This window comes from Micromonospora sp. GCM10011541, assembly GCF_042650725.1.
Taxonomy (GTDB): Bacteria; Actinomycetota; Actinomycetes; order Mycobacteriales; family Micromonosporaceae; genus Micromonospora; species Micromonospora sicca.
The window spans coordinates 67,086-93,656 of sequence record NZ_JBHSBP010000010.1 but is presented as its reverse complement, the minus strand read 5'-3'; the positions used below and the strand labels follow the sequence as shown (position 1 = coordinate 93,656).

At 72.7% G+C, this 26,571-nt stretch carries 23 protein-coding genes and 1 tRNA gene; 15 read left to right on the top strand and 9 right to left on the bottom strand.

Annotated features, from left to right (window positions below; genetic code table 11):
- The first annotated feature begins 146 nt into the window (after positions 1-146).
- The 4 genes from pyk to ACFOYX_RS04810 all read left to right on the top strand — a co-directional run bounded on the left by pyk (position 147) and on the right by ACFOYX_RS04810 (position 4,171).
- Positions 147-1,595: a pyruvate kinase gene (pyk, locus tag ACFOYX_RS04825; RefSeq protein WP_322442055.1), complete on the top strand. Its 1,449-nt coding sequence runs from the start codon at positions 147-149 to the stop codon at positions 1,593-1,595.
- Complete coding sequence (locus tag ACFOYX_RS04820) at positions 1,592-2,473, top strand: acyl-CoA thioesterase II (RefSeq protein ID WP_322442056.1); 882 nt, start codon at positions 1,592-1,594, stop codon at positions 2,471-2,473. Before pyk ends, ACFOYX_RS04820 begins: the two co-directional genes overlap by 4 nt.
- Positions 2,474-2,551: 78 nt before the next feature.
- A complete protein-coding gene (locus ACFOYX_RS04815; RefSeq protein ID WP_322442057.1) occupies positions 2,552-3,022 on the top strand; it encodes an Rrf2 family transcriptional regulator in 471 nt (156 codons plus the stop codon).
- A 123-nt stretch (positions 3,023-3,145) separates the two neighbouring features.
- Entirely contained in the window at positions 3,146-4,171 is a 1,026-nt protein-coding gene (locus tag ACFOYX_RS04810) for a sulfite exporter TauE/SafE family protein (RefSeq protein ID WP_322442058.1), read from the top strand.
- Positions 4,172-4,569: 398 nt separating this feature from the next.
- On the opposite strand, the gene ACFOYX_RS04805 is transcribed toward ACFOYX_RS04810, so the two are convergent.
- The 3 genes from ACFOYX_RS04805 to ACFOYX_RS04795 form a co-directional block, all read right to left on the bottom strand.
- Entirely contained in the window at positions 4,570-6,003 is a 1,434-nt protein-coding gene (locus tag ACFOYX_RS04805; RefSeq protein WP_322442059.1) for a pyridoxal-dependent decarboxylase, read from the bottom strand.
- A gap of 217 nt (positions 6,004-6,220) precedes the next feature.
- On the bottom strand, positions 6,221-7,231 hold the full coding sequence (locus ACFOYX_RS04800; protein ID WP_109801934.1) for an LLM class flavin-dependent oxidoreductase: 1,011 nt from the start codon (positions 7,229-7,231) through the stop codon (positions 6,221-6,223).
- A 45-nt stretch (positions 7,232-7,276) separates the two neighbouring features.
- Positions 7,277-7,756 carry an Lrp/AsnC family transcriptional regulator gene (locus ACFOYX_RS04795; RefSeq protein WP_109801935.1) on the bottom strand — a complete coding sequence of 160 codons (480 nt, stop codon included), beginning with the start codon at positions 7,754-7,756 and terminating at the stop codon, positions 7,277-7,279.
- A 102-nt stretch (positions 7,757-7,858) separates the two neighbouring features.
- Here ACFOYX_RS04795 and ACFOYX_RS04790 point away from each other — a divergent pair, with 102 nt between their 5' ends.
- The gene (locus ACFOYX_RS04790; RefSeq protein WP_322442060.1) at positions 7,859-9,016 is read left to right on the top strand and encodes a PLP-dependent transferase; all 1,158 of its coding nucleotides are present in this window, start codon (positions 7,859-7,861) and stop codon (positions 9,014-9,016) included.
- A gap of 58 nt (positions 9,017-9,074) precedes the next feature.
- Here ACFOYX_RS04790 and ACFOYX_RS04785 read toward each other — a convergent pair whose 3' ends face one another.
- Positions 9,075-9,824 carry a helix-turn-helix domain-containing protein gene (locus ACFOYX_RS04785; protein WP_322442061.1) on the bottom strand — a complete coding sequence of 250 codons (750 nt, stop codon included), beginning with the start codon at positions 9,822-9,824 and terminating at the stop codon, positions 9,075-9,077.
- 35 nt (positions 9,825-9,859) lie between these two features.
- A tRNA-Leu gene (locus ACFOYX_RS04780) sits at positions 9,860-9,932 on the bottom strand.
- A 94-nt stretch (positions 9,933-10,026) separates the two neighbouring features.
- Here ACFOYX_RS04780 and ACFOYX_RS04775 point away from each other — a divergent pair.
- The 8 genes from ACFOYX_RS04775 (at position 10,027) to polA (ending at position 20,021) form a co-directional block, all read left to right on the top strand.
- Complete coding sequence (locus tag ACFOYX_RS04775) at positions 10,027-10,647, top strand: ANTAR domain-containing response regulator (protein WP_109801938.1); 621 nt, start codon at positions 10,027-10,029, stop codon at positions 10,645-10,647.
- Between the two features lie 127 nt (positions 10,648-10,774).
- Positions 10,775-11,938: a hypothetical protein gene (locus tag ACFOYX_RS04770; protein ID WP_322442062.1), complete on the top strand. Its 1,164-nt coding sequence runs from the start codon at positions 10,775-10,777 to the stop codon at positions 11,936-11,938.
- A 258-nt stretch (positions 11,939-12,196) separates the two neighbouring features.
- Complete coding sequence (locus ACFOYX_RS04765; RefSeq protein ID WP_322442063.1) at positions 12,197-13,360, top strand: branched-chain amino acid ABC transporter substrate-binding protein; 1,164 nt, start codon at positions 12,197-12,199, stop codon at positions 13,358-13,360.
- 96 nt (positions 13,361-13,456) lie between these two features.
- Positions 13,457-14,407: a branched-chain amino acid ABC transporter permease gene (locus ACFOYX_RS04760; RefSeq protein WP_322442064.1), complete on the top strand. Its 951-nt coding sequence runs from the start codon at positions 13,457-13,459 to the stop codon at positions 14,405-14,407.
- Positions 14,404-15,561, top strand: a complete 1,158-nt coding sequence (locus tag ACFOYX_RS04755) for a branched-chain amino acid ABC transporter permease (RefSeq protein ID WP_322442065.1) — start codon at positions 14,404-14,406, stop codon at positions 15,559-15,561. Before ACFOYX_RS04760 ends, ACFOYX_RS04755 begins: the two co-directional genes overlap by 4 nt.
- Complete coding sequence (locus tag ACFOYX_RS04750) at positions 15,554-16,474, top strand: ABC transporter ATP-binding protein (RefSeq protein WP_322442066.1); 921 nt, start codon at positions 15,554-15,556, stop codon at positions 16,472-16,474. Before ACFOYX_RS04755 ends, ACFOYX_RS04750 begins: the two co-directional genes overlap by 8 nt.
- Complete coding sequence (locus ACFOYX_RS04745) at positions 16,464-17,174, top strand: ABC transporter ATP-binding protein (RefSeq protein WP_109800664.1); 711 nt, start codon at positions 16,464-16,466, stop codon at positions 17,172-17,174. Before ACFOYX_RS04750 ends, ACFOYX_RS04745 begins: the two co-directional genes overlap by 11 nt.
- A 147-nt stretch (positions 17,175-17,321) precedes the next feature.
- Positions 17,322-20,021 (top strand): DNA polymerase I, encoded by a 2,700-nt coding sequence (gene polA / locus ACFOYX_RS04740; protein ID WP_322442067.1) that lies wholly within the window; start codon positions 17,322-17,324, stop codon positions 20,019-20,021.
- Positions 20,022-20,029: 8 nt separating this feature from the next.
- Here polA and ACFOYX_RS04735 read toward each other — a convergent pair whose 3' ends face one another.
- The 3 genes from ACFOYX_RS04735 to ACFOYX_RS04725 are packed head-to-tail and all read right to left on the bottom strand — an operon-like array spanning position 20,030 to position 21,512.
- The gene (locus ACFOYX_RS04735; RefSeq protein ID WP_109800662.1) at positions 20,030-20,461 is read right to left on the bottom strand and encodes a DUF3140 domain-containing protein; all 432 of its coding nucleotides are present in this window, start codon (positions 20,459-20,461) and stop codon (positions 20,030-20,032) included.
- Positions 20,448-20,666, bottom strand: coding sequence for a DUF2945 domain-containing protein (locus ACFOYX_RS04730; protein WP_322442068.1), 219 nt, complete (start codon positions 20,664-20,666; stop codon positions 20,448-20,450). Before ACFOYX_RS04730 ends, ACFOYX_RS04735 begins: the two co-directional genes overlap by 14 nt.
- Positions 20,667-20,705: 39 nt before the next feature.
- A complete protein-coding gene (locus ACFOYX_RS04725) occupies positions 20,706-21,512 on the bottom strand; it encodes a class I SAM-dependent methyltransferase (RefSeq protein WP_322442069.1) in 807 nt (268 codons plus the stop codon).
- Between the two features lie 368 nt (positions 21,513-21,880).
- On the opposite strand from ACFOYX_RS04725, the gene rpsA reads away from it, so the two are divergent.
- Together rpsA and coaE are read left to right on the top strand one after the other, a co-directional pair.
- Positions 21,881-23,374: a 30S ribosomal protein S1 gene (rpsA, locus tag ACFOYX_RS04720; RefSeq protein WP_109800659.1), complete on the top strand. Its 1,494-nt coding sequence runs from the start codon at positions 21,881-21,883 to the stop codon at positions 23,372-23,374.
- Between the two features lie 287 nt (positions 23,375-23,661).
- On the top strand, positions 23,662-24,843 hold the full coding sequence (coaE, locus tag ACFOYX_RS04715; RefSeq protein WP_322442070.1) for a dephospho-CoA kinase: 1,182 nt from the start codon (positions 23,662-23,664) through the stop codon (positions 24,841-24,843).
- Between the two features lie 9 nt (positions 24,844-24,852).
- Here the strand turns inward: coaE and ACFOYX_RS04710 are convergent, their stop codons facing one another.
- Positions 24,853-26,412, bottom strand: a complete 1,560-nt coding sequence (locus ACFOYX_RS04710) for a hypothetical protein (RefSeq protein ID WP_322442071.1) — start codon at positions 26,410-26,412, stop codon at positions 24,853-24,855.
- Between the last annotated feature and the right edge of the window lie 159 nt (positions 26,413-26,571).

Sequence of the window (26,571 nt, the reverse complement as noted above, 5' to 3'; positions counted from 1 at the left end):
CGGCCGCGCGGTCGCCGGTGCCCGCCGACATACGATGTTCCGGTGCGGTTCCGTCCGCCCGCTGCGCGGGGATCGCGCCGTTGGACAAAGTTCCGCAGCCCGCAAGGGATCGGCCGGCAGGTCGATCCGAAGGAGAGACTAGCCTGATGGGCGTGACACGCCGCGCGAAGATCGTCTGCACCCTCGGCCCCGCCACCTCGTCCCCCGAGCGCATCCGGGGCCTGGTCGAGGCGGGTATGAACGTGGCGAGGCTCAACTTCAGCCACGGCAGCCACTCCGACCACGAGTCGGTCTACCGCCTGGTCCGCGAGGCGGCCGAGGCGGCCGGCCACCCGGTGGCGATCCTCGCCGACCTGCAGGGCCCCAAGATCCGGCTGGGCCGGTTCGCCGACGGCCCGCACGAGTGGCGCACCGGCGACTCCGTCGTGATCACCGGGGACGACATCCTCGGCACCAAGGACCGCGTCTCCTGCACCTACCGCAAGCTGCCGCAGGAGGTGAAGCCGGGCGACCGGCTGCTGATCGACGACGGCCGGGTCGCCGTCGAGGTCAGCGACGTCACCGGCAACGACATCCGCTGCCTGGTCACCGAGGGCGGCCCGGTGTCCAACAACAAGGGCATCTCGCTGCCCAACGTGGCGGTCAGCGTGCCGGCGATGTCGGAGAAGGACGCCGAGGACCTCCGCTTCGCCCTCGGCCTGGGCGTCGACCTGATCGCGCTCTCCTTCGTCCGCTCGGCCGAGGACATCAAGCTGGTGCACGGCATCATGGCCGAGGAGGGCGTGTACCGCCCGGTGCTGGCCAAGGTCGAGAAGCCCGAGGCGGTGGACCACCTGGAGGCGATCGTGCTCGCCTTCGACGGTGTGATGGTCGCCCGCGGCGACCTCGGCGTCGAGATGCCGCTGGACCAGGTGCCGCTGGTGCAGAAGCGCGCCGTCCAGCTCTGCCGGGAGAACGCCAAGCCGGTCATCGTGGCCACCCAGATGCTCGACTCCATGATCGAGAACTCCCGGCCGACCCGCGCGGAGGCCTCCGACGTGGCCAACGCGGTGCTCGACGGCGCGGACGCGGTGATGCTCTCCGGCGAGACCAGCGTCGGCAAGTACCCGGTGCTGACCGTCAGCACCATGGCGAAGATCGTCACCACCACCGAGTCCGGGTCGATCGGGGTGCCCCGGCTCCAGCACGACCCGCGTACCCACGGTGGCGCGCTGACCGTCGCCGCCTCCTCGATCGCCCGGGCCATCGGCGCCAAGGCGCTGGTCGCGTTCTCGCAGACCGGCGACACCGTCAAGCGGCTGAGCCGGCTGCACTGCGACCTGCCGCTGCTGGCCTTCACCCCGGTCCCCGAGGTGCGCAACCAGCTCGCGCTCTGCTGGGGCGTGGAGACCTTCCTGATGCCGTTCGTGGAGCACACCGACGACATGTTCCGTCAGGTCGACCAGGCGCTGCTCGGCCTCAACCGGGCCAACCCCGGCGACTACGTGGTGATCGTCGCCGGCAGCCCGCCCGGCACCCCGGGCTCCACCAACACCCTGCGGGTGCACCAGCTCGGCTCGCTGGTCGACGCCGCTTCCGCGCGGGCCCTGCAGTGACCGAGCGTCCGGCGGCCGGGCAGGCCGCGGTCGACCAGTTGCTGGAGGTCCTCGACCTCGAGCACACCGGCGAGATGGCCTTCCGCGGGATGAGCCCGCCGGTCGGCCCGCAGCGGGTGTACGGCGGGCAGGTCGCCGGCCAGGCGCTGGTCGCCGCCGGTCGCACCGTCGACCCGGACCGCTTCGTGCACTCGCTGCACGGCTACTTCGTCCGCCCCGGGGACCCGGTCGAGCCGATCGAGTACCAGGTGGAGAACGTCCGCGACGGTCGCTCCTTCTCGGTACGCCGCTCGGTGGCCCTCCAGCACGACAAGCCGATCTTCTTCATGTCGGCGTCGTTCCAGCGACAGGAGGAGGGCCTCGACCACCAGGCCCCCACCCCGCCGGACGTGCCCGGGCCGGACGACGTGCCCACCATGGCCGACCGGCTCTCCCGGTACCCCGAGCGGCTCGGGATCTGGGGGCAGATCCCGCGCCCGATCGATGTCCGGTATGTCGGCGAGCCCGGCTGGGTACGCCCCGGTGACCGGCCCGCCGACCCGTACCAGCGGGTGTGGATGCGCATCGACGGCAAGCTGCCCGACGATCCGCTGCTGCACGCCTGCGCCCTGGCGTACGCCTCGGACCTGACCCTGCTCGACTCGGTGCTGTCGGTGCACGGTGAGGTCTGGGGCCCCGGCGGTGTGGTGGGGGCGAGCCTCGACCACGCGCTGTGGTTCCACCGGTCGTTCCGGGCCGACGAGTGGTTCCTGTACGACTGCTGGAGCCCGTCCGCCTCCGGCGCGCGCGGGCTGGCCACCGGCCGGATGTTCACCACCGACGGCCGGCACATCGCCAGCGCGGTCCAGGAGGGGCTGCTCCGCCGCGTCGGCGCCTGACCGGCCGGCGACTGTGCCGTGACCGATCGGCCGAGGGTCGCCGGCCCGGGCGGCTGATCAGCGGACTAACCTTGCCGCATGCGTCTCTCCGCCCGGGTCGACTATGCCCTCCGCGCGGCGGCCGAGCTGGCCTCGGTCGCCGACGGCACGGTGGCCGGACGCAGCCGACCGGTCACCGCCGAGCAGATCGCCCGCGCCCAGGAGATCCCGCCGAAGTTCCTGGAGAGCATCCTGCTCCAGCTGCGCCGGGGCGGGATCGTGCACGCCCAGCGCGGTCCGGAGGGCGGCTACTGGCTGGCCCGGCCGGCCTCGGAGATCTCGCTCGCGGAGGTGATCCGGGTGATCGACGGCCCGCTGGCGCACATCCGGGGTCACCGGCCGGAGGAACTCGGCTACCAGGGCGCCGCGCGTGCCCTGCAGGACGTCTGGATCGCCTTGCGGGCCAGCGAGCGGGAGATCCTCGACCTGGTCACCATCGCCGACGTGGCCAGCGGCTCGCTGCCAGGCCGGGTCAACGAACTCGCCGCCGATCCGCGCGCCTGGACCTGACCCGCGCCTCCGCCGGGGCCGTTCGGCAATTCCCACCAACCGGATAGGGGACTTGACCGGAGCGCCTCCGTGCCGCATTGTCGACCAAGTCGATAGGAGATACCGAAAAGTCAGGGGGCGCTCGTGCGCAAGCTGCTGATCCTCGCTCTGGTCGGGCTCGCGGCGCAGCTGGTCGACGGCGCGCTGGGCATGGCGTACGGGTTGACCTCGTCCACCCTGCTGCTCTTCGCCGGAGTGGCGCCGGCCGCCGCCTCCGCGTCGGTGCACCTGGCCGAGATCGGCACCACGCTCGCGGCCGGAGTGGCGCACTGGCGGTTCGGCAACGTCGACTGGCGGGTGGTCGGCCGGATCGCGGTGCCGGGAGCGATCGGGGCGTTCGCCGGCGCCACCTTCCTGAGCGCCATCTCCACCGAGGCCGCCGCGCCCTGGATGGCCGCGATCCTGTTCACCCTCGGCGCGTACCTGCTGGTGCGCTTCTCCCGACCGCTGCGGGCGAACCGGGCCGCAGGCCCGCTGCGCGGGCGGTTCCTCGGCCCGCTCGGCCTGGTGGCCGGCTTCGTCGACGCCACCGGCGGCGGGGGCTGGGGGCCGGTGGCCACCCCGGCGCTGCTGGTCTCCGGCCGGATGGAGCCGCGCAAGGTGATCGGCTCCGTGGACACCGCCGAGTTCGTGGTGGCGGGCGCGGCCAGCGCCGGCTTCCTGATCGGCCTGGGCGCCGAGGGCTTCCTGCTGCCCACCGTGGCCGCGCTCCTGGTCGGCGGCCTGGTCGCCGCGCCGATCGCCGCCTGGCTGGTGCGGATCGTCCCGGCCCAGCTGCTCGGCGCCACCATCGGCGGGGTGATCGTGCTGACCAACGCCCGCACGCTGATCCGCGCCGGTGAACTGGGCGGTCCGGTCCCGCCCCTGCTGTACGTGCTGCTCGCCGCCGGCTGGCTCGTCGCGCTGGTCCTGGCGGTGCGCGCGCTGCGGCGTACCCGCTTGGCCCGGGCCACCGCCCAGGCCGCGCTCGCCGCCGACCCCGCCCCGGCGACGGTCGCCGCCGAAGCGGTCCCGGCGACGGCGGTCGCCGCCGACGCGAGCGGGGCGGTCGAGCCCGCGACCGCCGACGCGGACCGGCCCCGTCGGCTGGCCGCGGCCGTCGAGGGCTGATCCCGCTCCCGGCGCCTGCGCCTGAGAGGTGGGACCCCGCCCCCGGCCCGGCACGTGCGCGGCGGGCGCCGGCCGACGAACCCCGTGACAACGGTCGTGGCCGCCGCGAGATCTCGACGTACGTCACCGACGGTTGCTGCCCCGCGCGGCCGGCCTACCCGCAGCACGTCCTTTGCTCTGCTTCAACCAGCGCAACACCCCGCTGACCAGCGCATCCTCGTCCGCGGCTGGCGATGGCCAGGCGGATCCCGCGACTCTGCGTGACTGTTGCCTCCGCTGAAGCAGAGCAAAGGACGTCCGTGACAACGTGGCACGCCTTGCCGGCGCCGGCCGCCGCGCCTTGCCGGTGCCGGCCGCCGCGCCTTGCCGGTCCGGTCGCCGCGTTGTCCGGTCGGCGGTCAGCCGGCCGGCAGGTCCTCAGCCGCCGCGGAGAGCAGATCCCACGCCTCGTCGACGTGCGTCTCGGTGGTCAGCGGCGAGCCGACCGCCAGCCGCAGCGTGTACCGCCCCTCCACCCGGGTGTGCGTCAGGTGCACCCGGCCGGTGTCGTTGACCCGGCGCAGCAGCTCGGCGTTCGGCTCGTCACCCGCCCGCAGCCGGAAGCAGACCAGCGAGAACGGATGCGCGGCGGCCAGCTCGAACCGGTCGTCGGCCGCCACCCGCGCCGCGAAGCGGGCGGCGAGCGCCACTCCCGATCGGATGTGCGCCCGCAACCCCTCGACGCCGTACCAGCGGAGCACGAACCAGAGCTTGAGTGCCCGGAACCGGCGGCCCAGCGGCACCTGCCAGTCCCGGTAGTCGATCACCGCGCCGGACTCGGTGGCCGCGTTGCGCAGGAACTCCGGCATCACCGTCAACGCCTCGATCAGTTCGCCCCGCTCGGCCACCCAGAACGCGTCGCAGTCGAAGCCGGTGAGCAGCCACTTGTGCGGGTCGAAGCAGTAGGAGTCCGCGCGCTCCAGGCCGGCGTGCGACCAGCGCAGCTCCGGGCAGACCGCGGCCGCTCCCGCGTACGCGGCGTCGACATGCAGCCAGACGCCGTACTCCGCGCAGATGCTGCCGATCTCCGGCAGCGGGTCGACGGCGGTGGTGGAGGTGGTCCCGATCGTCGCCACCACGATCGCCGGCGTCACCCCGGCGGCCCGGTCCGCCTCGATCGCCGCCCGCAGCGCCTCCGGGCGCATCGCCTGGGTCCGCGGGTCCACCTCGACCGCTCGGACCCCGTCGGCGCCCAGCCCCGCGATCCGGGCGGCCTTCTCGATCGAGGAGTGCCCCTGGGTGGAGGTGTACGCCCGGTACCGCCGGTCGATCCCGTCCGCCCGCCAGCCGCCCTTGCTCGCCCGGTGCAGCGCGCCCAGCGTGGCGACCAGCGTGGCCGAGGACGCGGAGTCCTGGATCACCCCGCCGCCCCGGCCGGCGGAGCGGAACCGCTCCGGCAGGTCCAGCAGCCCGGCGAGCCAGTCCAGCATCACCGTCTCCAGTTCGGTGCAGGCCGGCCCGGTGGCCCAGAGCATGCCCTGCACGCCGAGACCGGAGCTGACCAGGTCGCCGAGGACGCTCGGGCCGGAGGTGTTGGCCGGGAAGTAGCCGAAGAAGCCGGGATGCTGCCAGTGCGTCAGCCGCGGCGCGATCACGTTGTCCAGGTCGGCGAGCAGCGACTCGACCGGCTCGCCCCGGTCGGTCGGGCCGGCCGGCAGTGCGGCGGCCACCGCCCCCGGCGGGTCCTGCGACGTCACCGGTCGCTGCCCGAGCGTCGTCCAGTAGTCCGCGATCCAGTCGACCACCGCGTACCCGGCGCGCCGGAACTCCTCGGGGTTCATGTGCTCAGCCATGACCCCGAGTCGATCAGGTGGGTTGTCGCGGATCAAGGGGCGGGAGGGGGAAAGGCAGGCACCGGGTCGCCGACCGCGGAATCCGCAGCGCCGGCGACCCGGTGCACCACACCGCAGCACTCCCGACCCGTCCCGACCGGGAATGCCGTACCACCACCGGTCACAAAGCTAGGGGAGCTCCGCGACGGTGGGGTGACGTCGCTATGAAGAGCATGTTTCAGCCGTTCCGGCGCAGCCCGCCGGCCACCTGCTCGGCGACCAGCTCGAAGGAGCGCACCCGGTCGGCCACGTCGTACACCATCGTGGTCAGCATCAGCTCGTCCGCGCCGGTGCGCTCCAGCAGCTCGCCCAGCTGCCGGCCCACCGTCTCCGGCGAACCCATCGCCTGACCCTCGCGGCGCTGCCGGACGAAGTCGCGTTCCAGCTCGTCGTACGGGTAGGCCGCCGCCTCCTCCGGACTGGCCAGCGGCTCCGGGCGACCCGAGCGAAGCTTCAGGAACGACAGCGAACTCGGACCGGCCAGCCACTCCGCTCGCTCGTCGGTCTCCGCGCAGACCACGTTCACCGCGACCATCGCGTACGGCTGTTCCAACCAGCGCGACGGCCGGAAGCTCTGCCGGTACAGCGCCAGCGCGGGCAGGGTGTTCTGCGCGCTGAAGTGGTGCGCGAACGAGAACGGCAGCCCGAGCAGCCCGGCGAGCTGGGCGCTGAACCCGCTCGACCCGAGCAGCCACACCGTGGGGGACTGGCCGCGCCCCGGGGTGGCCGTGATCGGCCCCGGCTCCGCACCGCTGAAGTAGTTCATCAGGTCCGCCAGCTCCCGGGGGAACCCCTCGGCCGACAGCCCCTCCATGGTCCGGCGCAGCGCCAGCGCGGTCACCTGGTCGGTGCCCGGCGCGCGGCCGATGCCCAGGTCGATCCGGCCCGGGTGCAGCGCGTCCAGGGTGCCGAACTGCTCGGCCACCACCAGCGGCGCGTGGTTGGGCAGCATCACCCCGCCCGAGCCCAGCCGGATCGTCGAGGTGTTGGCGGCCAGGTGGGCGAGCAGCACGGCCGGAGCCGAGCTGGCGATCGCCGGCATGTTGTGGTGCTCGGCCACCCAGAACCGGTGGTAGCCCAGCTCCTCGGTGCGGCGGGCCAGCTCGGTGGTGTGCCGCAGCGCCTCACCGGAGGTCGCCCCACGGGCCACCGGAGCAAGATCAAGAACAGACAGGGGTACGTCGATCACTCGTTGAGCAACCCCGCCCGTGCCGGAATTGTTCCGGCTGGTGCCCTAGCCCATACCGCGCGCCTGCTCGAAGATCAGGCTGGTCTGGGTGTGCTGCACCGCCGGGTCCACCGCCAGGTGGTCGAGCACGAAGTCGCGCAGCGCGTCCCCGGAGGCCGCCCGCACGTGCAGCACGTAGTCCTCCGCGCCGGCCACGTGGAACACCGACACCACCCCCGGCAGCCGGACCGACCGGGCCCGGAACGCGTCCACCACCGCCCGTTCGTGCGCGGTCAGCCGCACCGACACCAGGGCCTGCAACGGCAGTCCCACCGCGGCCGGATCGACCTCGGCGTGGAAGCCGCGGATCGCCCCGCACTCGCGCAGCGACCGGGTCCGGGTCAGGCAGGTGGAGGGCGCCACCCCCACCCGCTCGGCGAGGGCGTTGTTCGGCAGCCGGCCGTCGGCGGCCAACTCGGTCAGGATCGCGCGGTCGACATCATCCAAGGCCGTGAACGGCCGCACATCGTTCGGTGCAACGGGCATGGGAGCATCCTCCACCGAATCCGCGAGCGTTGGAAGAGCCAGTGACAGAATCTTCTTCGTAGCTATTGCTCCCAACTGCGCTGATGTTCGACCCTTCCGGTCATGACAGCCGTGGACACCAGAGCCGTGCACGCCGGGCGCGACGACCTCGCCGGTCTCGGCGTCCACGTACCGCCGATCGACCTCTCCACCACCAACCCGCTGCCCTCGGTCGACGAGGGCGGCGACGCGTACGAGACCCTCGCCACCGGCGGCACCCTCCCCGCCGGCGGCAGCGCCGTCTACCAGCGGCTCTGGAACCCCACCGTGGCCCGATTCGAGACCGCGCTCGCCGAACTCGAAGGCACCGCCGCAGCCGTCGCCTTCGCCAGCGGCATGGCCGCCTTCACCGCCGCCCTGCTCGCCGCCACCCGCGACGGGCAGCGGCACATCGTCGCCGTCCGCCCCCTCTACGGCGGTACCGACCACGTGCTCGCCACCGGCCTGCTCGGCACCGAGGTCACCTGGGCCCGCCCGGACGAGGTCGCCGCCGCCGTCCGCCCCGACACCGCGCTGGTCATCGTCGAGACCCCGGCCAACCCCACCCTCGACCTGGTCGACATCGCCGCCCTGGCCGACGCCGCCGGCGACGTCCCGCTGCTGGTCGACAACACCGTCGCCACGCCCGTGCTCCAGCAGCCCGCCCGGCACGGCGCCACCCTGGTGCTGCACAGCGCCACCAAGAGCATCGGCGGCCACGGCGACGTCCTCGCCGGCGTGATCGCCTGCGACACCGGGTGGGCCACCCGGCTGCGCCAGGTCCGCGCCGTCACCGGGGCGATCCTGCACCCGCTCGGCGCGTACCTGCTGCACCGCGGCCTGCAGACGCTGCCCCTGCGGGTCCGCGCCCAGCAGGCCGCCGCGGAGAAGCTGGCCGGCTGGCTCGCCGGCCACCCCGCCGTCGAGCGGGTCCACCACCCGTCGGCGCACGACCCGGCCGGGCTGGTCGGCCGGCAGATGTCCGGCACCGGCAGCCTGCTCGCCTTCGAGGTACGCGGCGGCGCGCCCGCCGCGGCGGCCGTCGCCGGCGCCTGCGAGCTGATTACCCACGCGGTGTCGCTCGGCGGGGTGGACACCCTGATCCAGCACCCGGCGTCGCTGACCCACCGGCCGGTTCAGGGGGAGGCCAAGCCGTGCGGCGGGCTGCTGCGGATCTCCGTCGGCCTGGAGGACCCGGAGGACCTGCGGGCGGACCTGGCCCAGGCGCTCGGGGTGATCTGACGCCTCGCGGCTGCGGACCCCGTGCGTCTCGCCGCCCGGCCCGGGGCGCTGTCCGGCGTCAGGACTTCGGGCCGACGTGGCAGTCCAGCGCGGCGACCGCGTCCCGCCGCGCGACGGAGAGGGAGTTGCGGCGGTTCATCTTCCACGCGATGCCGAGCTGGTCGAGCGCCCACTGGCAAAGGCCCATGATGTCGGTGGATTCGTTGGTGAACATGTAGCGCGGGTAGACGTACTCCTTGCCCCGGACGGTGACCCGGTTGCTGAACCGGCAACCGTCGGAGTGGAACAGGCCGCGCAGAAAGTCGCCCGGTTGCGCCGCCACGATCTCCCGTTGCCACTCGGCCAGCACGATCGGCCGCTCATGCTTCTTGCCGGGTCCGTGCTGTGGCAACAGGCACGGCCAGTGTCGGCCGTAGCTCTGCACGGCGACGCAGCCCTGCCGGTGCACGCGCTGCACCGAGGCCGCCAGGACGCTCTTCATCGCTTCTTCGCAGGCGTCGATCAGGCCGGGCCAGGCGTCGGCGCAGAAAATGCGCAGCACCGGAACCCGGACAGTGGTGACCAGGTGTCCGTCACCGAGGTAGAGGCCGAGCAGATAGGCGTACTGACCGGAATCTGTCGGATTGTCGACGTCGGGGCGGCAGCGGAAGCAGCGCAGCGCGGTGCCCTGTTGCTTCGGCTCCGGTCGGACTTTGCACCAGTGTCGGACGGTGGGATAGGAAACCCCGACGGCGCGGGCGGCCTCAGCAACGGTCGCGCCGGCGAGGTACAGATGCCGCGCTCGAGCGCGTACTTCGGGTGGATGCACGTACGCATCTTCGAACGCCAGTACGACAATTTCGGTGCCCCCGGTGGGACTCGAACCCACACTGTCGGAGGTTTGAGCTCCGTCTCTCTTCCATTGGAGTACAGGGGCTTGCGTGATTCAGCCTCAACAGAATACCGACTAGGCTAAGGGCGGCGACACCCGGCACGGCGGGTGTCGGGGCTCAGACTGGTGGGAGTGGCTCGTGGCCGAGACGCAGACGGATGCCGAGCGCAGGCGCGTACTGATCGCCGAGGACGAAGCGCTCATCCGGCTGGACCTGGCCGAGATGCTGGTCGAAGAGGGTTACGAGGTGGTCGGCGAGGCCGGTGACGGCGAGACCGCCGTCAAGCTCGCCGAGGAGCTCAAGCCGGACCTGGTCATCCTCGACATCAAGATGCCGATCATGGACGGGCTGGCCGCCGCCGAGCGGATCGCCGGCGCCCGGATCGCCCCGGTGATCATCCTGACCGCGTTCAGCCAGCGGGACCTGGTGGAGCGGGCCCGGGCGGCCGGCGCGATGGCGTACCTGGTCAAGCCGTTCCAGAAGAGCGACCTGGTGCCGGCGGTGGAGATCGCCCTCTCCCGCTACTCGGAGATCGCGGCGCTGGAGGCGGAGGTGGCCGGCCTCACCGACCGGCTGGAGATCCGCAAGACCGTGGAGCGGGCCAAGGGCGCGCTGATGACCACGTACGGGATGACCGAGCCGCAGGCGTTCAAGTGGATCCAGCGCACCGCGATGGACCACCGGATGACCATGAAGGAGGTCGCCGAGCGGATCCTCGCCGAGACCGCCGGCGGCGAGGTGACCCAGCCCGCCTCCTGACCGCCCGCCCTCCGCCGCGACCGTCGCCGCGCGGCCGGCGCACGTCCTCGGGCCGGCGAGTGGTGGCGGGGGAATCCGGCGGGTCGACGGATCCCGTGCCTCGTCGACGGTCGATACGATCACGGCCATGCGTGCTCGGCGTCCGCTGGCGGTGCTCGGCCTGACGGCCGTGCTGCTGGCCGGCTGCCGGTCGCCCGGGCGCGCCGACCCGGCCCCGGAGCCGGCCCGCCCGGCCTGGCAGCCGGTGACGCTGCCGGTGCCGCCGGGCGCGCCCGGGCGGCTGCTGCTGCGGGACGCGACGGCCTGCGCGGGCCGGTGGTTCGTGGTGGGCGCGGTCGCCGACGCGGCGGGTGGCACCCGTCCGGCGGCGTGGACCAGCACCGACGCCGCCGCCTGGACAGCGCTTCGGCCGGTGCCGGCCAGCCCGTACGGCGCGGAGAACGTGCTGACCGCGGCGGGCTGCCGGGACGGCCGGCTGGCGGCGGTGGGCGGCAAGAGCGGCGGGGTGCACGGCAATCCGCGGATCAGCACCTGGCGGCAGGTGGCCGACGGGTCGCTGGTGGAGGTGCCGGCCGAGTTCGAGGTGTTCGGCGGCCCGGACGCGGTCAACGTGGGCCGCATCGCGGGGGGCCCACGCGGCTGGCTGATCGCCGGTAACCGGGCCACCGGGGCGGCGGCCTGGGTCTCCGCCGACGGGACCGATTTCCGGTTGGTCAGCGGGGTGCCGGGGCTGGCCACGGACGCGGCCGGCCGGCCGTGGGCGGCGGACGGCACGGCGACGGCCTCGGGGTGGCTCATGGTGGGCTCGGTGCTGCCGTCGGCGCGTACCGGCGTGGATCCGGCGGTGTGGACGTCGCCGGACGGTCGGGCCTGGCGGCGCGCGGCGCTGCCGGCGGCTGGGGTCGACGCGGACCTGCAGCGGGTGGTCCGGGTGGGGGAGCGCGCGGTGGCCGTGGGCCGCCGGGGCGACGGCCTGGGCGCCTGGCTGGGCGAGGGTGACGGTTGGCGGCCGGGTGGCGGGTTCGGCGATGCCGGGACGGACCGGCCGGGCCGGGTCTGGGGGCTGACCGCCGTGGCGGGCGGCGCGCTCGCGGTGGTGGCCGGCGGGGCGACGGGCTGGTTCTCGGCCGACGGTGTCGGTTGGTCCCCGGTGGCCCTGCCGGTGGCGGTGCCGGGAGGCAGCGACCGCACGGTGGCGGTGGCCGGTGCCGGGGAGGCCGTTCTGTTGCTAGAGGACAACAATTCGGGGGCCCGGATCTGGTCGGCGCGCGGGCCGTGGAGTCCCGGCTGAGCCTCCCACCAGCGTGTTTCCGCCCGGTGTCGGATGTCCGATTTTCCCACGGCACGGGCGCGCGTGTTACAGCAGATCTGTGAAAACGGCCACTCAACGTAACGGTTAGGTCAACCCCTCTTCCTAGGTCTACCGGCGCGCCCCGCCAGTGGGATAACGTCCCGGCCCAGACCGGGATCGCGGTCGGTCCGGCCCACCCTCGCAAGGTCCAATTCGCGGCGGGTGGTTCGGGTCTTCGGACGGAGGAGGGTACGAGCCGTGAGGCAGAAGCTCGCACGGGTGCTTGGTGGCGTAGCCATCACCGCGCTCGTTTTCAGTGGCGCGGCCTGCAAGGCCGACAGTGGTAGTGACGCGGGCGGCGACAAGGCCGCCTGCGACCTGAAGATCGGCTTCTTCGGCCCGCTGACCGGTGACGCCGCGGGTCTCGGTATCCACATGCGCAACGGCACCAAGCTGGCCATCGACCAGTACAACAAGGACAACGCGGACTGCAAGGTCAACCTGGCCGAGTACGACTCGCAGGGTGACCCGGCCAAGGCCCCGGCGCTGGCCCAGCAGGCGGTCGGCGACACCAAGGTCGTCGGCATCATCGGCCCGGCCTTCTCGGGCGAGTCCGAGGTCGCCGACCCGATCTTCGACGAGGCCGGCCTGCCGATCATCACCCCGTCGGCGACCCGCCCGAGCCTGAGCACCAAGAACTGGAAGATCTTCCACCGGGGCGTCGGTAACGACACCTCGCAGGGCCCGGCCGCCGGCCGCTACATCAAGAACGTCCTCAAGGCCGAAAAGGTCTACGTCGTCGACGACCAGTCGGCGTACGGCGCCGGCCTGGTGGACGAGGTCAAGAAGGTCATCGGCACCGTCGCCGGCGAGGACAAGATCCAGGTCAAGCAGACCAACTTCTCCGCCGTCGTCACCAAGATCCAGAGCAGCGGCGCGAACGTCCTCTTCTTCGGTGGTTACTACACCGAGGCCGGCCTGCTGCTCAAGCAGCTCAAGGGCGCGGGCTGGAAGGGCACGATGGTCGCCGGTGACGGCGTCAACGACGCCAACTTCATCAAGGTCGCCGGCGAGCAGGTCGCCGAGGGCACGATCCTGACCTGCCCGTGCGCCCCGGCCACCGCGGCCAAGGGCTCCTTCGTGACCGACTACAAGGCGGCCTTCGACAACGCCGAGCCGGGCACCTACGCCGACGTGTCGTACGACATCACCAAGATCTTCCTGGAGGGCATCAAGAGCGGTAAGTCCTCCCGGGCGGACCTGCTCCAGTTCGTCAACGGCTACAACAAGGCGGGTGGCGCCACCGGCGTGACCTACAAGTTCGAGGCCAACGGCGAGCTGGACCCGGCCCAGGTGCTGGTCTGGGCCTTCAAGGTGAACGCGGGCAAGGTCGTCCCCGACATCGAGATCCCCAAGGCCTGACCGGTTCTGTCCGGTCCCGCCAAGGGACACCAGGTGTGTGCGGCCGGGAGCTTTTCTCCCGGCCGCGCCGCTTGGCCGCACAGTTGGAGCCCCCTTTTGAACTTCGATGAGCTGTTCGGGAACTTCCCGGCGCTGACCATCACCGGGCTGGAACAGGGCGCGATCTACGCGCTCGTCGCCCTCGGCTACACCCTGGTGTACGGCGTGCTACGCCTGATCAACTTTGCCCACTCCGAGGTCTTCATGGTCGGTACCTTCACCGCCCTGTGGACCTGGCAGGCCCTCGGCTACGACCAGAACTCGGCCGCCCCGGCCCTCGGCCCGCTGATCCTGGCGGTCGTCGCCGGTCTCGTGGTGGCGATGGCCGCCTCGGCGCTCACCGCGGTCACGGTCGAGCTGGTCGCCTACCGGCCGCTGCGCCGCCGCAACGCGCCGCCGCTGGCCTTCCTCATCACCGCGATCGGCGCGTCCTTCGTGCTCGCCGAGTCGTTCGGCATCGGCACCAGCCGGGCCCCGTTCGGCATGCCCACCCTGATCCCGGGCAAGACGGTCTTCACCGTCTTCGGAGCCGCGGTGACCAACCTCCAACTGCTGATCCTCGCCGTGACCCTGATCATGATGATCGGCCTGGACCAGTTCGTGAACCGCAGCCGGCTCGGCCGGGGCATCCGGGCCGTCGCCCAGGACGCCGACACCGCCGCCCTGATGGGCGTCAACAAGAACCGGGTCATCCTGCTGGTCTTCGTGCTCGGCGGCCTGATGGCCGGCGTGGGCGCGCTGCTGTGGGACCTGCGGTTCGGCTTCACCAAGTTCAACGTCGGCTTCCTGCTCGGGCTCAAGGCCTTCTCGGCCGCGGTCCTCGGCGGCATCGGCAACCTGCGCGGCGCGCTGCTCGGCGGCCTGCTGCTGGGCGTGGTGGAGAACTACGCCGCCGGCCTGTTCGGCGGCGAGTGGAAGGACTTCACCGGCTTCGTGCTGCTGATCGTGCTGCTGATGTTCCGGCCGACGGGTCTGCTCGGCGAATCCCTGGGGAGGGCGCGGGCATGACCACCACCGTGGACAAGAAGCGGCGCGGCTCCGCGCTGAAGGGCCGCTGGGCGGCCATGCCGAAGCAGGTGCGCTGGGCGGGGATCGCGGCGCTGATCGTGCTGCTCTACATCCTGCCCAACAAGTGGTTCTACGAGTACCTCGGCTTCCCGATCGGCAGCGACTACTTCGCCTTCTACACCACCCGCTCGGACTTCGCCGGGGTGCTCTTCGACACCGCGGTGTTCGTGCTGCTGGCGGTGGGGCTCAACGTGGTGGTCGGCTTCGCCGGCCTGCTCGACCTCGGCTACTTCGGCTTCTACGCGCTCGGCGCGTACACAGTCGCGCTGCTGACCTCGCCGGAGAGCCGATTCGGGACGAACTGGCCGTGGCTGGCGGCGGTGCCGCTGGCGGTGATGGTGGCGATGGTCTCCGGCGTGATCCTCGGTGGCCCGACGCTGCGGCTGCGCGGTGACTACCTGGCCATCGTGACCCTCGGCTTCGCCGAGATGATCCGGCTCTACGCCGCCCGCCAGGACGGCCTGCTGCAAGGCCAGCGGGGCATCCCGGCGATCCCCCACCCGCCGGGCTCCGGCACGGACGGCAAGCCGCTGTTCGGCGTGGTGGACGCCCGGCCGTACTACTGGCTGATACTGACACTGATCCTGGTGGTGCTGCTGCTGGTCCGGAACCTGGCCAACAGCCGGGTCGGCCGGGCCTGGGTGGCGATCCGGGAGGACGAGGACGCCGCCGAGATCATGGGCGTGCCGACGTTCAAGTACAAGCTCTGGGCGTTCGCGATCGGCGCGGCGGTGGCCGGCCTGACCGGCGCGGTCTTCGCCGGGAAGCAGACGTTCATCAACTCCGACCAGTTCGTGCTGGAGAGTTCCATCCTCGTGCTCGCCGCGGTGATCCTCGGCGGTGCCGGCAACATCAAGGGCGCCATCGTCGGCGGCGCGGTCACCTGGTACCTGCCGGAGTGGCTCCGCGGGGTCGGCGACCTCATCGGGGTGGAGTTCGACGCCGCCGAGTACCGGATCCTGGTCTTCGGCCTGGTCGTCATCATCATGATGATCTTCCGGCCGCAGGGTATGGTGCCCAACCGTCGGCGGGCGGCCGAGTTCGCCGACCGGCGCAAGGAAGCGGTTCCCCAGGAGACGGTGCCCAATGAGTGAGCCGCAGATGCACAGCGAGCGGGACGAGACCAGCGAGCGGGACATCGCCGACGACGGTCGCAGCACCGTCGGCACCCCGCCGGAGAAGGGCGCTGACACGCCGGTGGAGCCCACCCCCGGCGGCACGGACCCGGCCGGCCGGGAACCGCTGCTGGAGGTCGACCACGTCACCCTCCGCTTCGGCGGTGTGGTCGCCCTCAACGACGTCGCGTTCACCCTGTACAAGGGGGAGATCCTCGGCCTGATCGGCCCGAACGGCGCCGGCAAGACGACCTGCTTCAACGCGATGACGGGCGTCTACCGGCCCACCGAGGGTGAGATCCGGTTCCAGGGGCAGCGGACCAACGGCAAGCGCCGGTCCTGGATCACCAAGGCCGGCATCGCCCGGACGTTCCAGAACATCCGGCTCTTCCCGGAGATGACCGCGCTGGAGAACGTGATGGTGGGCGCGGACGCCCACCACAAGACCAGCGTCATCGCCGCCATGCTGCGCCTGCCGCGGCACTGGCGGGAGGAGCGGGAGGGCCGGGAGAAGGCGTACGAGCTGCTGCGCTTCGTCGGCATCGAGCGCCGCGCCGGGGAGCTGTCGCGCAATCTCTCGTACGGCGAGCAGCGCCGGCTGGAGATCGCCCGGGCCCTGGCCACCGATCCCACCCTGCTCTGCCTGGACGAGCCGGCCGCCGGCTTCACTCCGGCGGAGAAGGAGGAACTGCTCGGCCTGATCCGTAAGATCCGGGACAACGGCACCACGGTGCTGCTGATCGAGCACGACATGCGCCTCGTCATGGGCGTGACCGATCGGATCGTGGTGCTGGAGTTCGGCAAGAAGATCGCCGAGGGCCTGCCGGCCGAGGTCCGTGAGGACCCGAAGGTGATCGCCGCGTACCTGGGGGTGCCGACCGATGCTGCTTGAGATCAACGACCTGACCCTGCTCTACGGGCGGATCCAGGCGCTGCACGGGATCAGCCTGACGGTCAACGAGGGCGAGGTGGTCGCGCTGATCGGCGCCAACGGCGCCGGCAAGACCACCACCATGCGGGCCATCTCCGGGCTGCGCCCGGTGGCCCAGGGCTCGATCATCTTCGACGGCACCGACGTCACCCGGATGCGCGCCGACCTGCGCGTGGTCCGGGGCATCGGGCAGGCGCCCGAGGGCCGGGGCGTCTTCCCTGGCATGAGCGTCGTGGAGAACCTGGAGATGGGGGCGTACACCCGCCGGGACCGGGGCGGCATCGCCGAGGACATGAAGATGGTGATGGACCTCTTCCCCCGGCTGGCCGAGCGGCGCAAGCAGGCCGGCGGCACGCTCTCCGGCGGCGAGCAGCAGATGCTCGCGGTGGGTCGGGCGCTGATGGCCCGGCCGCGGCTGCTGCTGCTCGACGAGCCGTCGATGGGGCTCGCCCCGATGCTGATCCAGCAGATCTTCGAGATCATCACCCGGATCAACGAGCAGGGCACCACCATCCTGCTGGTGGAGCAGAACGCCCAGCAGGCGCTCTCCCGCGCCCACCGGGGCTACGTGCTGGAGACCGGCCGGATCGTCAAGGAGGGCACCGGCCAGGACCTGCTGCACGACCCGGCGGTCAAGGAGGCGTACCTCGGCGTGGCCTGAGGTCGTCGTACCGACGCGGCCGGCCGCCCCTCGCGGGGTGGCCGGCCGTGGGCGTTTTCGCGCGCGGCGCGCCGGAGGCCCGCTTTCCGGTGCGGCGCGGGTGCCGCCGCCGAAGGGATGTCGGTCGTACGGACTAGAGTCGCTGCCGTGACAGCTACGACGCCGCGCCTGCTCCTCGTCGACGGACACTCCCTGGCATACCGGGCGTTCTTCGCCCTGCCGGTGGAGAACTTCTCCACCACGACGGGTCAGCCCACCAACGCGGTCTACGGCTTCACCTCGATGCTGATCAACGTGCTCCGCGACGAGCAGCCCAGCCACATCGTGGTCGCGTTCGACGTCTCCCGCCGCTCCTTCCGCACCGAGAAGTACGCCGAGTACAAGGCCGGCCGCAGCGAGACCCCGACCGACTTCAAGGGTCAGGTCAGCCTGGTCAAGGAGGTCCTCGCCGCGCTGCGCATCCCGGTCGTGGAGAAGGAGGGGTACGAGGCGGACGACGTCATCGCCACCCTCGCCTGCCAGGCCCGCGACCAGGGCATGCAGGTGCTGATCACCAGCGGCGACCGGGACGCGTTCCAACTCGTCGGCGACAGCATCACCGTGCTCTACCCGCGCAAGGGCGTCTCCGACCTGGCCCGGATGGACCCGGCCGCGGTCGAGGCGAAGTACGGCGTCGGCCCGCAGCGCTACCGCGACCTGGCCGCCCTGGTCGGTGAGACCAGCGACAACCTGCCCGGCATCCCCGGTGTCGGCCCGAAGACCGCCGCGAAGTGGATCAACACGTACGGCGGGGTGGAGGGCGTCATCGCCCGGGCCGACGAGATCAAGGGCAAGGCCGGCGACAGCCTGCGCGAGCGGCTCGCCGACGTGATCCGCAACTACGAGATCAACTGCCTGGTCTCCGACCTGGAGCTGCCCGTCCGTCCCGAGGACGCCCGCTGGCAGGGCTGGGACCGGGAGGCCGTGCACCAGGTCTTCGACACCCTCCAGTTCCGCATCCTGCGCGACCGGCTGTACCAGTACCTGGAGGCCGTGGAGCCGGAGGCGGAGGCCGGGTTCGACCTGACCGGGGAGATGCTCACCGAGCCCGGGGCGGTGGCCGGCTGGCTGGAGACGCACGCCCCCGCGGGCACTCCCATCGGCCTGGCGGTCAAGCTCGACACCGGCCCCAACCGGCGGCACACCGCCACGGTGACCGGGATGGCCCTGGCCACCGCCGCCGGCGCGGCCGCCTGGTTCGACCCGGCCACCCTCGACCCGGCAGACGAGTCGGCCCTCGCCGGCTGGCTGGCCGACGGCGAGCGCCCCAAGGTGCTGCACGACAGCAAGCCCGTCGTGCTGGCCTTCGCCGCGCACGGCTGGGAGCTGGCCGACATCGCCCGGGACACCCAGATCGCCGCCTACCTGGCCCGCCCCGACCAGCGCTCCTACGACCTCACCGACCTGGCGCTGCGCTACCTGCACCGGGAGCTGCGGGTCGACGCGCCGGAGACCGGCCAGCTCACCCTGGAGGGGCTGGGCAACGACGGCGAGGCCGAGCAGAACCTGATGCTCCAGGCCCGGGCCACCCTCGACCTGGCCGACGCGATCGACGCCGAGCTGACCCGCGACGGCGAGCAGTCGCTGCGGCTGATGGCCGGGGTGGAGCTGCCGCTGATGCGGGTGCTCGCCGCCATGGAGCGCACCGGCATCGCCGCCGACACGCACTACCTGTCGGAGCTGGAGGCGCACTTCGCCGCCGAGGTGAAGGCCGCCGCGCAGGGCGCGTACGCGGCCGTCGGGCGGGAGTTCAACCTCGGCTCGCCCAAGCAGCTCCAGGAGATCCTCTTCACCGAGCTGGGCCTGCCGAAGACCAAGAAGATCAAGACCGGCTACACCACCGACGCGGACGCCCTGCAGTGGCTCTACGCGCAGCAGCCGCACCCGGTGCTGGAGCACCTGCTGCGCCACCGGGACGTGGCCAAGCTCAAGTCGACCGTCGACGGGCTGCTGAAGTCGGTCTCCGACGACGGCCGGATCCACACCACCTTCAACCAGACGGTGGCCGCGACGGGCCGGCTCTCCTCCACCGAGCCCAACCTGCAGAACATCCCCATCCGCACCGAGGAGGGCCGGCGGATCCGCCGCGCCTTCGTGGTGGGGAAGGGCTACGACTGCCTGCTCACCGCCGACTACAGCCAGATCGAGATGCGGATCATGGCGCACCTGTCGTCGGACGACGCGCTGATCGAGGCGTTCAACTCCGGCCACGACTTCCACGCCGCCACCGCCTCGTCGGTCTTCTCCGTGGAGGTCGGCGCCGTCACCGCCGACCAGCGGCGCAAGATCAAGGCGATGAACTACGGGCTGGCGTACGGGCTCAGCGCGTTCGGCCTCTCCCAGCAGCTCGGGATCAGCGCCGAGGAGGCGCGCGGGCTGATGGAGAACTACTTCGCCGGCTTCGGCGGCGTCCGCGACTACCTGCAGGAGGTGGTCGCCCGCGCCCGCCAGGACGGCTACACCTCCACCATCCTCGGCCGCCGGCGTTACCTGCCCGACCTGGTCAGCGACAACCGCCAGCGCCGGGAGATCGCCGAGCGGATGGCGCTCAACGCCCCGATCCAGGGCTCCGCGGCCGACATCATGAAGGTCGCCATGCTGCACGTGGACAGCGCGTTGCGCGACGCCGGCCTGCGCTCCCGGATCCTGCTCCAGGTGCACGACGAGCTGGTCCTCGAGGTCGCCCCTGGCGAGCGGGAGACCCTGGAGGCGCTGGTGCGCAAGGAGATGGGCGAGGCGTACCCGCTGTCGGTGCCGCTGGAGGTCTCCGTCGGCGAGGGCCGCGACTGGAACAGCGCCGACCACTGATCCGCGGGTTACCGTCCCGGTCCGCGGCGCGCCTTCGGTGGGGCGCCGCGCCGCTCCAGTGCCCGCCGGGACGGCCCGCCCGGCGGCGGAAGCGGAGCCTTGAGGGGGTCGTGGCCCCAGTTCATCAGGGAGTACCGCCACCGGGTCTCACGGACGTCGCCGCTCGGTCGCTGCGCCATGTGCCGCCGTACGTACCCGACGACCTTGCGCATGTGCTTGTAATCGCCCTCGGAGAGTTGCTCGCGCTTGCGCCGCAGCAGCTCAATGATCCTGCGGCCGGACTCGTGGCCGACCGACTCGCCGCCCCTGGTGCCCTTCTTGCGCCAGCCGACGTGCTTGGACTGGTCGGACTCCAGCCAGTTCCGCAGTTCGCCGGGCTTCATGTTCACCGCCTCGGTGAACTCCCGATAGGTGTCCCGGCCCTCGTCACTTCGGCTCACGGCGCAGCGCCTCCGGGCGGTGGGCGACGTCCCGGCCCGAGTCGTCGTTGCGGATCCGGTACTGCGGGTCCTCGGCGGACGCGTTCACGGGATGCCCGCGGATGTGCGTCCGGTCGATGAGCTTCTCCTTGACCACGCCGTGCGCCCGCCCGCTGTGGCTGGCCCAGGAGACGTGGTCGCCCCTGCGGAACTCCTTCTCAGCCATGCCCACCGGGTACCCGGGGCCGGCGGGCGGAAACGACGGCTACCGCTCGGCCGGCTTCTCGGCCACGAAGATGGCGGTGCCGGGGAAGAGGCGGCCGCGCAGCGGGCTCCACTGCCCCCAGATCCCCTCGTGTCCCGCGGGCCACTCCGGCTCCACCAGATCCAGGAAGCGGAACCCGGCGCCGACGATCTCCCGGATCCGGTCGCCGAGGGTGCGGTGCTGCTCGACGTACGTGGCCACCCCGTGCTCGTCCTGCTCCACGTAGGGGGAGCGGTCGAAGTACGAGTGGACCGCGGTCAGCCCGCCCTCGCCGGGGTCGTCGAGGAAGATCCAGCGCATCGGGTGGGTGACCGAGAAGACCCAGCGGCCGCCGGGGCGTAGCACCCGGAACACCTCGCGCATCACCGCCGCCGAGTCGTCGACGAACGGGATCGCGCCGAACGCCGTGCAGGCGGTGTCGAACGCCGCGTCGGCGAAGGGCAGGGCGAGGGCGTCCGCCTGTACCAGCGGGACGCGTACGCCGGTGCGGGCGGCGGCGCTCTCGGCGTGCCGCAACATGCCGGCGGACAGGTCCAGGGCGATCGGCCGGGCGCCCTGGGTGGCCAGCCACCGGGCGGCCGCCGCGGCGCCGGAGCCGAGTTCCAGCACCCGGCGCCCGGTCAGGTCGCCGAGCAGCCGGGCGTCGGCCTCGCGCAATCCCTCGGGGCACCAGACGAAGTCCACCTCGCCCAGGAACCCGCCGTGCTCCGCCTGGTAGTCGTCGGCGTCGGTGTCCCACCAGCCCCGGTTGGCCCGGCGTACCTCGGCGTCGCCGACCCGGCGTCGGGTCACCCTGTCGTCATCCACGCGCTCACGCTAGGCCCCGTGCGCCGTCGCCCGTCGGTCGGCCGCGCCGAACGGGTGGGACGGATGGTTGCCGGTGTGACGGACGAGACAGGCGTGGCACCTTACCGTTCGAAATCTCCGCTTTCGCAGCTGACGAGGTCGCGAGGACATGGGAGGGCTTGCACGCTGTGGTAATGCAGCGGGTAGGCTAGACGATGCGCTCGCGGATCGTGTGCCTCGGCAGGGAGCAGGTGCGCGGTCACCGGAGCCACTAATGATCTTCACTTGGCGATCGTTCGGTGTGCCCGGAGGCGGATCCGCTGGCGCGAAAAGGTCACCGCGACACCACGCCTGCTGTGACAACCCATCCGACCGGAGCAACCGCCCACATGACGAGCAGCATCGAGGCCCCCTCGAGCGCCACCCGGGTCACCCACGACGATCTCGGTTCCGAGGAGGCTTTCCTCGCCGCGATCGACGAGACCATCAAGTACTTCAACGACGGCGACATTGTCGAAGGCACCGTCGTCAAGGTCGATCGGGACGAGGTCCTGCTCGACATCGGCTACAAGACCGAGGGCGTCATCCCCTCTCGGGAGTTGTCGATCAAGCACGACGTGGACCCCGCCGAGGTCGTCTCGGTCGGTGACCACATCGAGGCCCTGGTCCTCCAGAAGGAGGACAAGGAGGGTCGTCTGATCCTCTCCAAGAAGCGGGCGCAGTACGAGCGGGCCTGGGGCACGATCGAGAAGATCAAGGACGAGGACGGTGTCGTCCGCGGCTCGGTCATCGAGGTCGTCAAGGGTGGTCTCATCCTCGACATCGGGCTGCGCGGCTTCCTGCCCGCCTCCCTGGTCGAGATGCGGCGGGTGCGCGACCTGCAGCCGTACGTCGGCCGCGAGCTCGAGGCCAAGATCATCGAGCTGGACAAGAACCGCAACAACGTGGTGCTGTCCCGCCGGGCCTGGCTGGAGCAGACGCAGTCCGAGGTGCGCACCGAGTTCCTCAACAAGCTCCAGAAGGGGCAGGTCCGCAAGGGCGTCGTCTCCTCGATCGTCAACTTCGGCGCGTTCGTCGACCTGGGCGGCGTGGACGGCCTGGTGCACGTCTCCGAGCTCTCCTGGAAGCACATCGACCACCCGTCCGAGGTCGTCGAGGTCGGCCAGGAGGTCGAGGTCGAGGTCCTGGACGTCGACCTGGACCGCGAGCGGGTCTCGCTGTCGCTGAAGGCGACCCAGGAGGACCCGTGGCGGCAGTTCGCCCGCACCCACGCGATCCAGCAGATCGTGCCGGGTAAGGTCACCAAGCTGGTGCCGTTCGGCGCCTTCGTCCGGGTGGACGACGGCATCGAGGGCCTGGTCCACATCTCCGAGCTGGCCGAGCGCCACGTGGAGATCCCGGAGCAGGTCGTCCAGGTCGGCTCCGAGGTCATGGTCAAGGTCATCGACATCGACCTAGAGCGCCGCCGGATCTCGCTGTCGCTCAAGCAGGCCAACGAGGGCTTCGTCGAGGGCGAGGAGCACTTCGACCCGACCCTCTACGGCATGGCCGCGACCTACGACGCCGAGGGCAACTACATCTACCCGGAGGGCTTCGACCCGGAGACGGGCGAGTGGCTCGAGGGGTACGACAAGCAGCGCGAGACCTGGGAGAACCAGTACGCCGAGGCCCGTCAGCGCTGGGAGGCCCACACCAAGCAGGTGCAGACCTCCCGGGCCGCCGACGCCGAGGCCGCTGCCAACCCGGCTCCGCCCGTGTCCGCCGGTGGCACGACCACCACGACCACCACGGCCCCGAGCCGGCAGGCCGAGGAGCCGGCCGGCACCCTGGCCACCGACGAGGCGCTCGCCGCTCTGCGGGAGAAGCTCGCCGGCGGCAAGTGACCCGCTGACGACGACGGGCCCCGCCCCGCGATCCGGTTTCCACCGGGTCGCCGGGGGCGGGGCCCTCGCCGTTGCCGCCACGCGAACCCCCCGGACCGGGTGGACCAGTTCGGCGAGGTGGGGCTGTCCGGACGGCCCTGATGCCCCCCACATCCGGGAACTGCCGTCGACCGCCCCGCCCGGGCCGACCCGGGGGCGAGCCGGTCGGACCGCCGGGCGGCCCACGGGTCCGGATCAGGGGCCGGGCCCGGTTTGGCGGCGGGCTGGTGATCGGGTTGACTGGTCCGGTGCTGATGGTGGGACTGACCGGTGGGATCGGCTCCGGAAAGAGCGCCGTGGCGGCCCGGCTGGCCGCGCTGGGCGCGGTGGTGATCGACGCCGACCAGGTCGCCCGCGAGGTGGTCGCCCCGGGCAGCGCCGGGCTGGCCGAGATCGTGGCGACCTTCTCCGACCGGGTGCTCGACGCCCACGGCGCGCTGGACCGGGCGGCGCTGGCCGCGGTCGTCTTCGCCGACGAGGAGGCCCGCCGCCGGTTGGAGGGGATCACGCATCCCCGGGTCCGGGCGCGGACCGCCGAGCTGGTCGCCGCGGCGCCGCCGCACGCCGTGGTGGTCAACGACGTACCGCTGCTGGTGGAGGTGGGGCTCGCGCCGACGTATCACCTGGTGGTGGTCGTGCAGGCGGCGGTGGCCACCCGGCTGGAGCGGCTGACCCGCGACCGCGGCATGGACCGCGCGGAGGCCGAGCGGCGGATCGCCGCGCAGGCCGACGACGCCCGCCGGCGGGCGGCGGCCGACGTGGTGCTGAGCAACGACGGTGACCTGGCGGAGCTGCACGCGGCGGTGGACGGCCTGTGGCGCGACCGGCTGGTCCCCTACGAGGAGAACGTGCGGGCGCGGCGGGCGGTCCGTCCGGAGCGGGTGGTGCTCACCGAGCCCGACCCGACCTGGCCGCAGCAGTACGCCCGGCTGGCCGCCCGGATCCGGCACGCGCTCGCCCCCGCCGACCTGCCCATCGAGCACATCGGCTCGACCGCCGTGCCCGGGCTCGCCGCGAAGGACGTCATCGACATCCAGCTCGGGGTGCCGTCGCTGGCCGAGGCGGACGGGCCGATCGCCGAGCGGCTCGCCGACGGCGGCTTTCCCCGGCTGCCCGGCGACTGGTGGGACAACCTTCGTCCCCCCGGCGGCGGACGGTGGGAGAAGCGGTTGCACGGCAGCGCCGATCCCGGCCGCCCGGTGTACCTGCACCTGCGGGTGACCGGCTCGCCGGGCTGGCGGTACGCCCTGCTGACGCGCGACCACCTGCGCGCCGATCCGGACCAGCGGGCCGCCTACCTGCAGCTCAAGCGGGAGCTGGCGGCGTCGGCGCCGGACGGCGCGACCTACGGCACGCTGAAGGACCCCTGGTTCGACGAGGAGCACCTGCGGGCCGAGGAGTGGGCCGGGCGGACCGGCTGGCGGCCCTGACGGGCCCGCTCAGCGGGCCGTCGACGGAAACGCGGTCGTGGGCAGCGCCGGGACCGGTGCGGGGGTGAGATCGAGCTGCGCCCACACGCCGCGCCCGGTGCGCAGCTCCACCCGGCGCAGCAGCCCCTCCCGGTCGATCCAGTAGCGCAGCTGCGCCCCGTGCTCCCGCAGCTCGACGACGTCGACGGTGCGGTCGGCCAGCCGGTCGGCGCGCAGCCGGACCGCCGACCGGGCGTCGGCCGGCGTGCCGACGGCTCCCAGCGCGGCGCCGACCAGCCGGTCCAGGTCGTCGGTCGGAGGCGTGGGGCGCGGCCAGGGGAGGCCGGCCGGCGGCGGCAGCGGCGGCCGGGCCGGCGGCTGCGTCGTGCCGCCGTCCGCCGGTACCTCCACCCGGGCGACCCGGCCCGCCTGGTGACGCAGCAGGGTCCGGCGTCCGGGCGTGCCGATCTCGCCCACCGCCAGGTACGCGGCGGAACCCGCCCAGCTCAGCCAGCCGGCGGCTCGCAGGTTCTTGGTCGGGCCGAGCGGCGCGATTCCGGTCAGCGCGGCGCCACCGGCGGCCCGTAGCCGGGTCGGCAGCCCGGCCAACCGGACGGCCTCGGCGTCGGTGAGCGCCCGTGGCAGGCCGGGACGGCCGCCCAGCGCGTCCACCGGGCGCAGGGTCGGCCGGTCGCTGCGTTCCAGCTGCACGGTGACCTCGGTGTCGTCGGGCAGCCGCCCCACCAGCCGGTGCAACCGGGCGTCCCGGTCGAGCCAGAGCCGGAACTGTCGGACCGGCGCCGGCGTCGCCGGGGCCACGGCGGCCGGGCCGGCGGCGAGCGGCGCCTCCAGCACGTCCACCGACGTGCCGGCGGTGGACTCGCGGCCCAGCCAGCGCGCCCCGACGGCGACCGGGTCGGGCCGGTCCGCGGCCAGGGCGAGGAGCAGGTCGAGCACGGCGGCCAGGCCGCGCTCGGGGGGCGGTTCGCGCAGCTGCCAGCGGTCGGCCGGGGGCACCAGCGGCGGCGGGGCGGGGGTGGCCGCCGCGGTCGGGTCCGGCCGGGCCACCAGCACGGTCGGCGTGGCCTGGACGAGGCCCCGGTCCGCGCCCGCACCGGGACCGCCGACGTCCAGGTAGACCAGCGGGCGGGCCCAGTCGACCCAGCCGACCAGTTCGGTCCGGGCCGGCCCGGCGCCGACGGTGACGTGCACGCCGGAGCGGACGTCCCGGTGGGCGGTGACTCGCATCGCGGCCAGCCGTTCCGCCTCGGCGGCGCTCAGCGGGCGGGCGGGGTCGGCCGGCTCGGACGGCCCCCAGCTCAACAGCCCGGCGACCAGGGCGGCGGCGGAGGCGGCCGCCACCACCCCGAGCGCGAGCAGGGTGCTCCGGCGTCGGCCCGGCCGCCGCCGTCGGCGGCCCACGCCGTTCGGCTCGGCCCCGGGGTCGGGCTCCGGCCCGGAGTCGGCCGGGGTGATGCCGGTACGCGGTGCGGCCGTCTCGGTCGGCGGTGTGGCGGCCCGGCGGCGTCGGGCGCGGCCGGCGGCGGGTGCGGGGGTGGGGCGGGGGGCCCGCCCGGGAGAGCTCTCCACACGTGGAGAACGCGGCTGCCGGACTCGGGTGACGAGCAGGGGCGCTCGCGGCGGCCGGTCAGCGCCTCCAGCGCGACCACGTCGGATGCGCACGCCGTGATGTCCGGGTGCTGCGACCCTCGGTGCCGGGGGCGGCCGTCCCCTGAGGGGGGCCGCCGG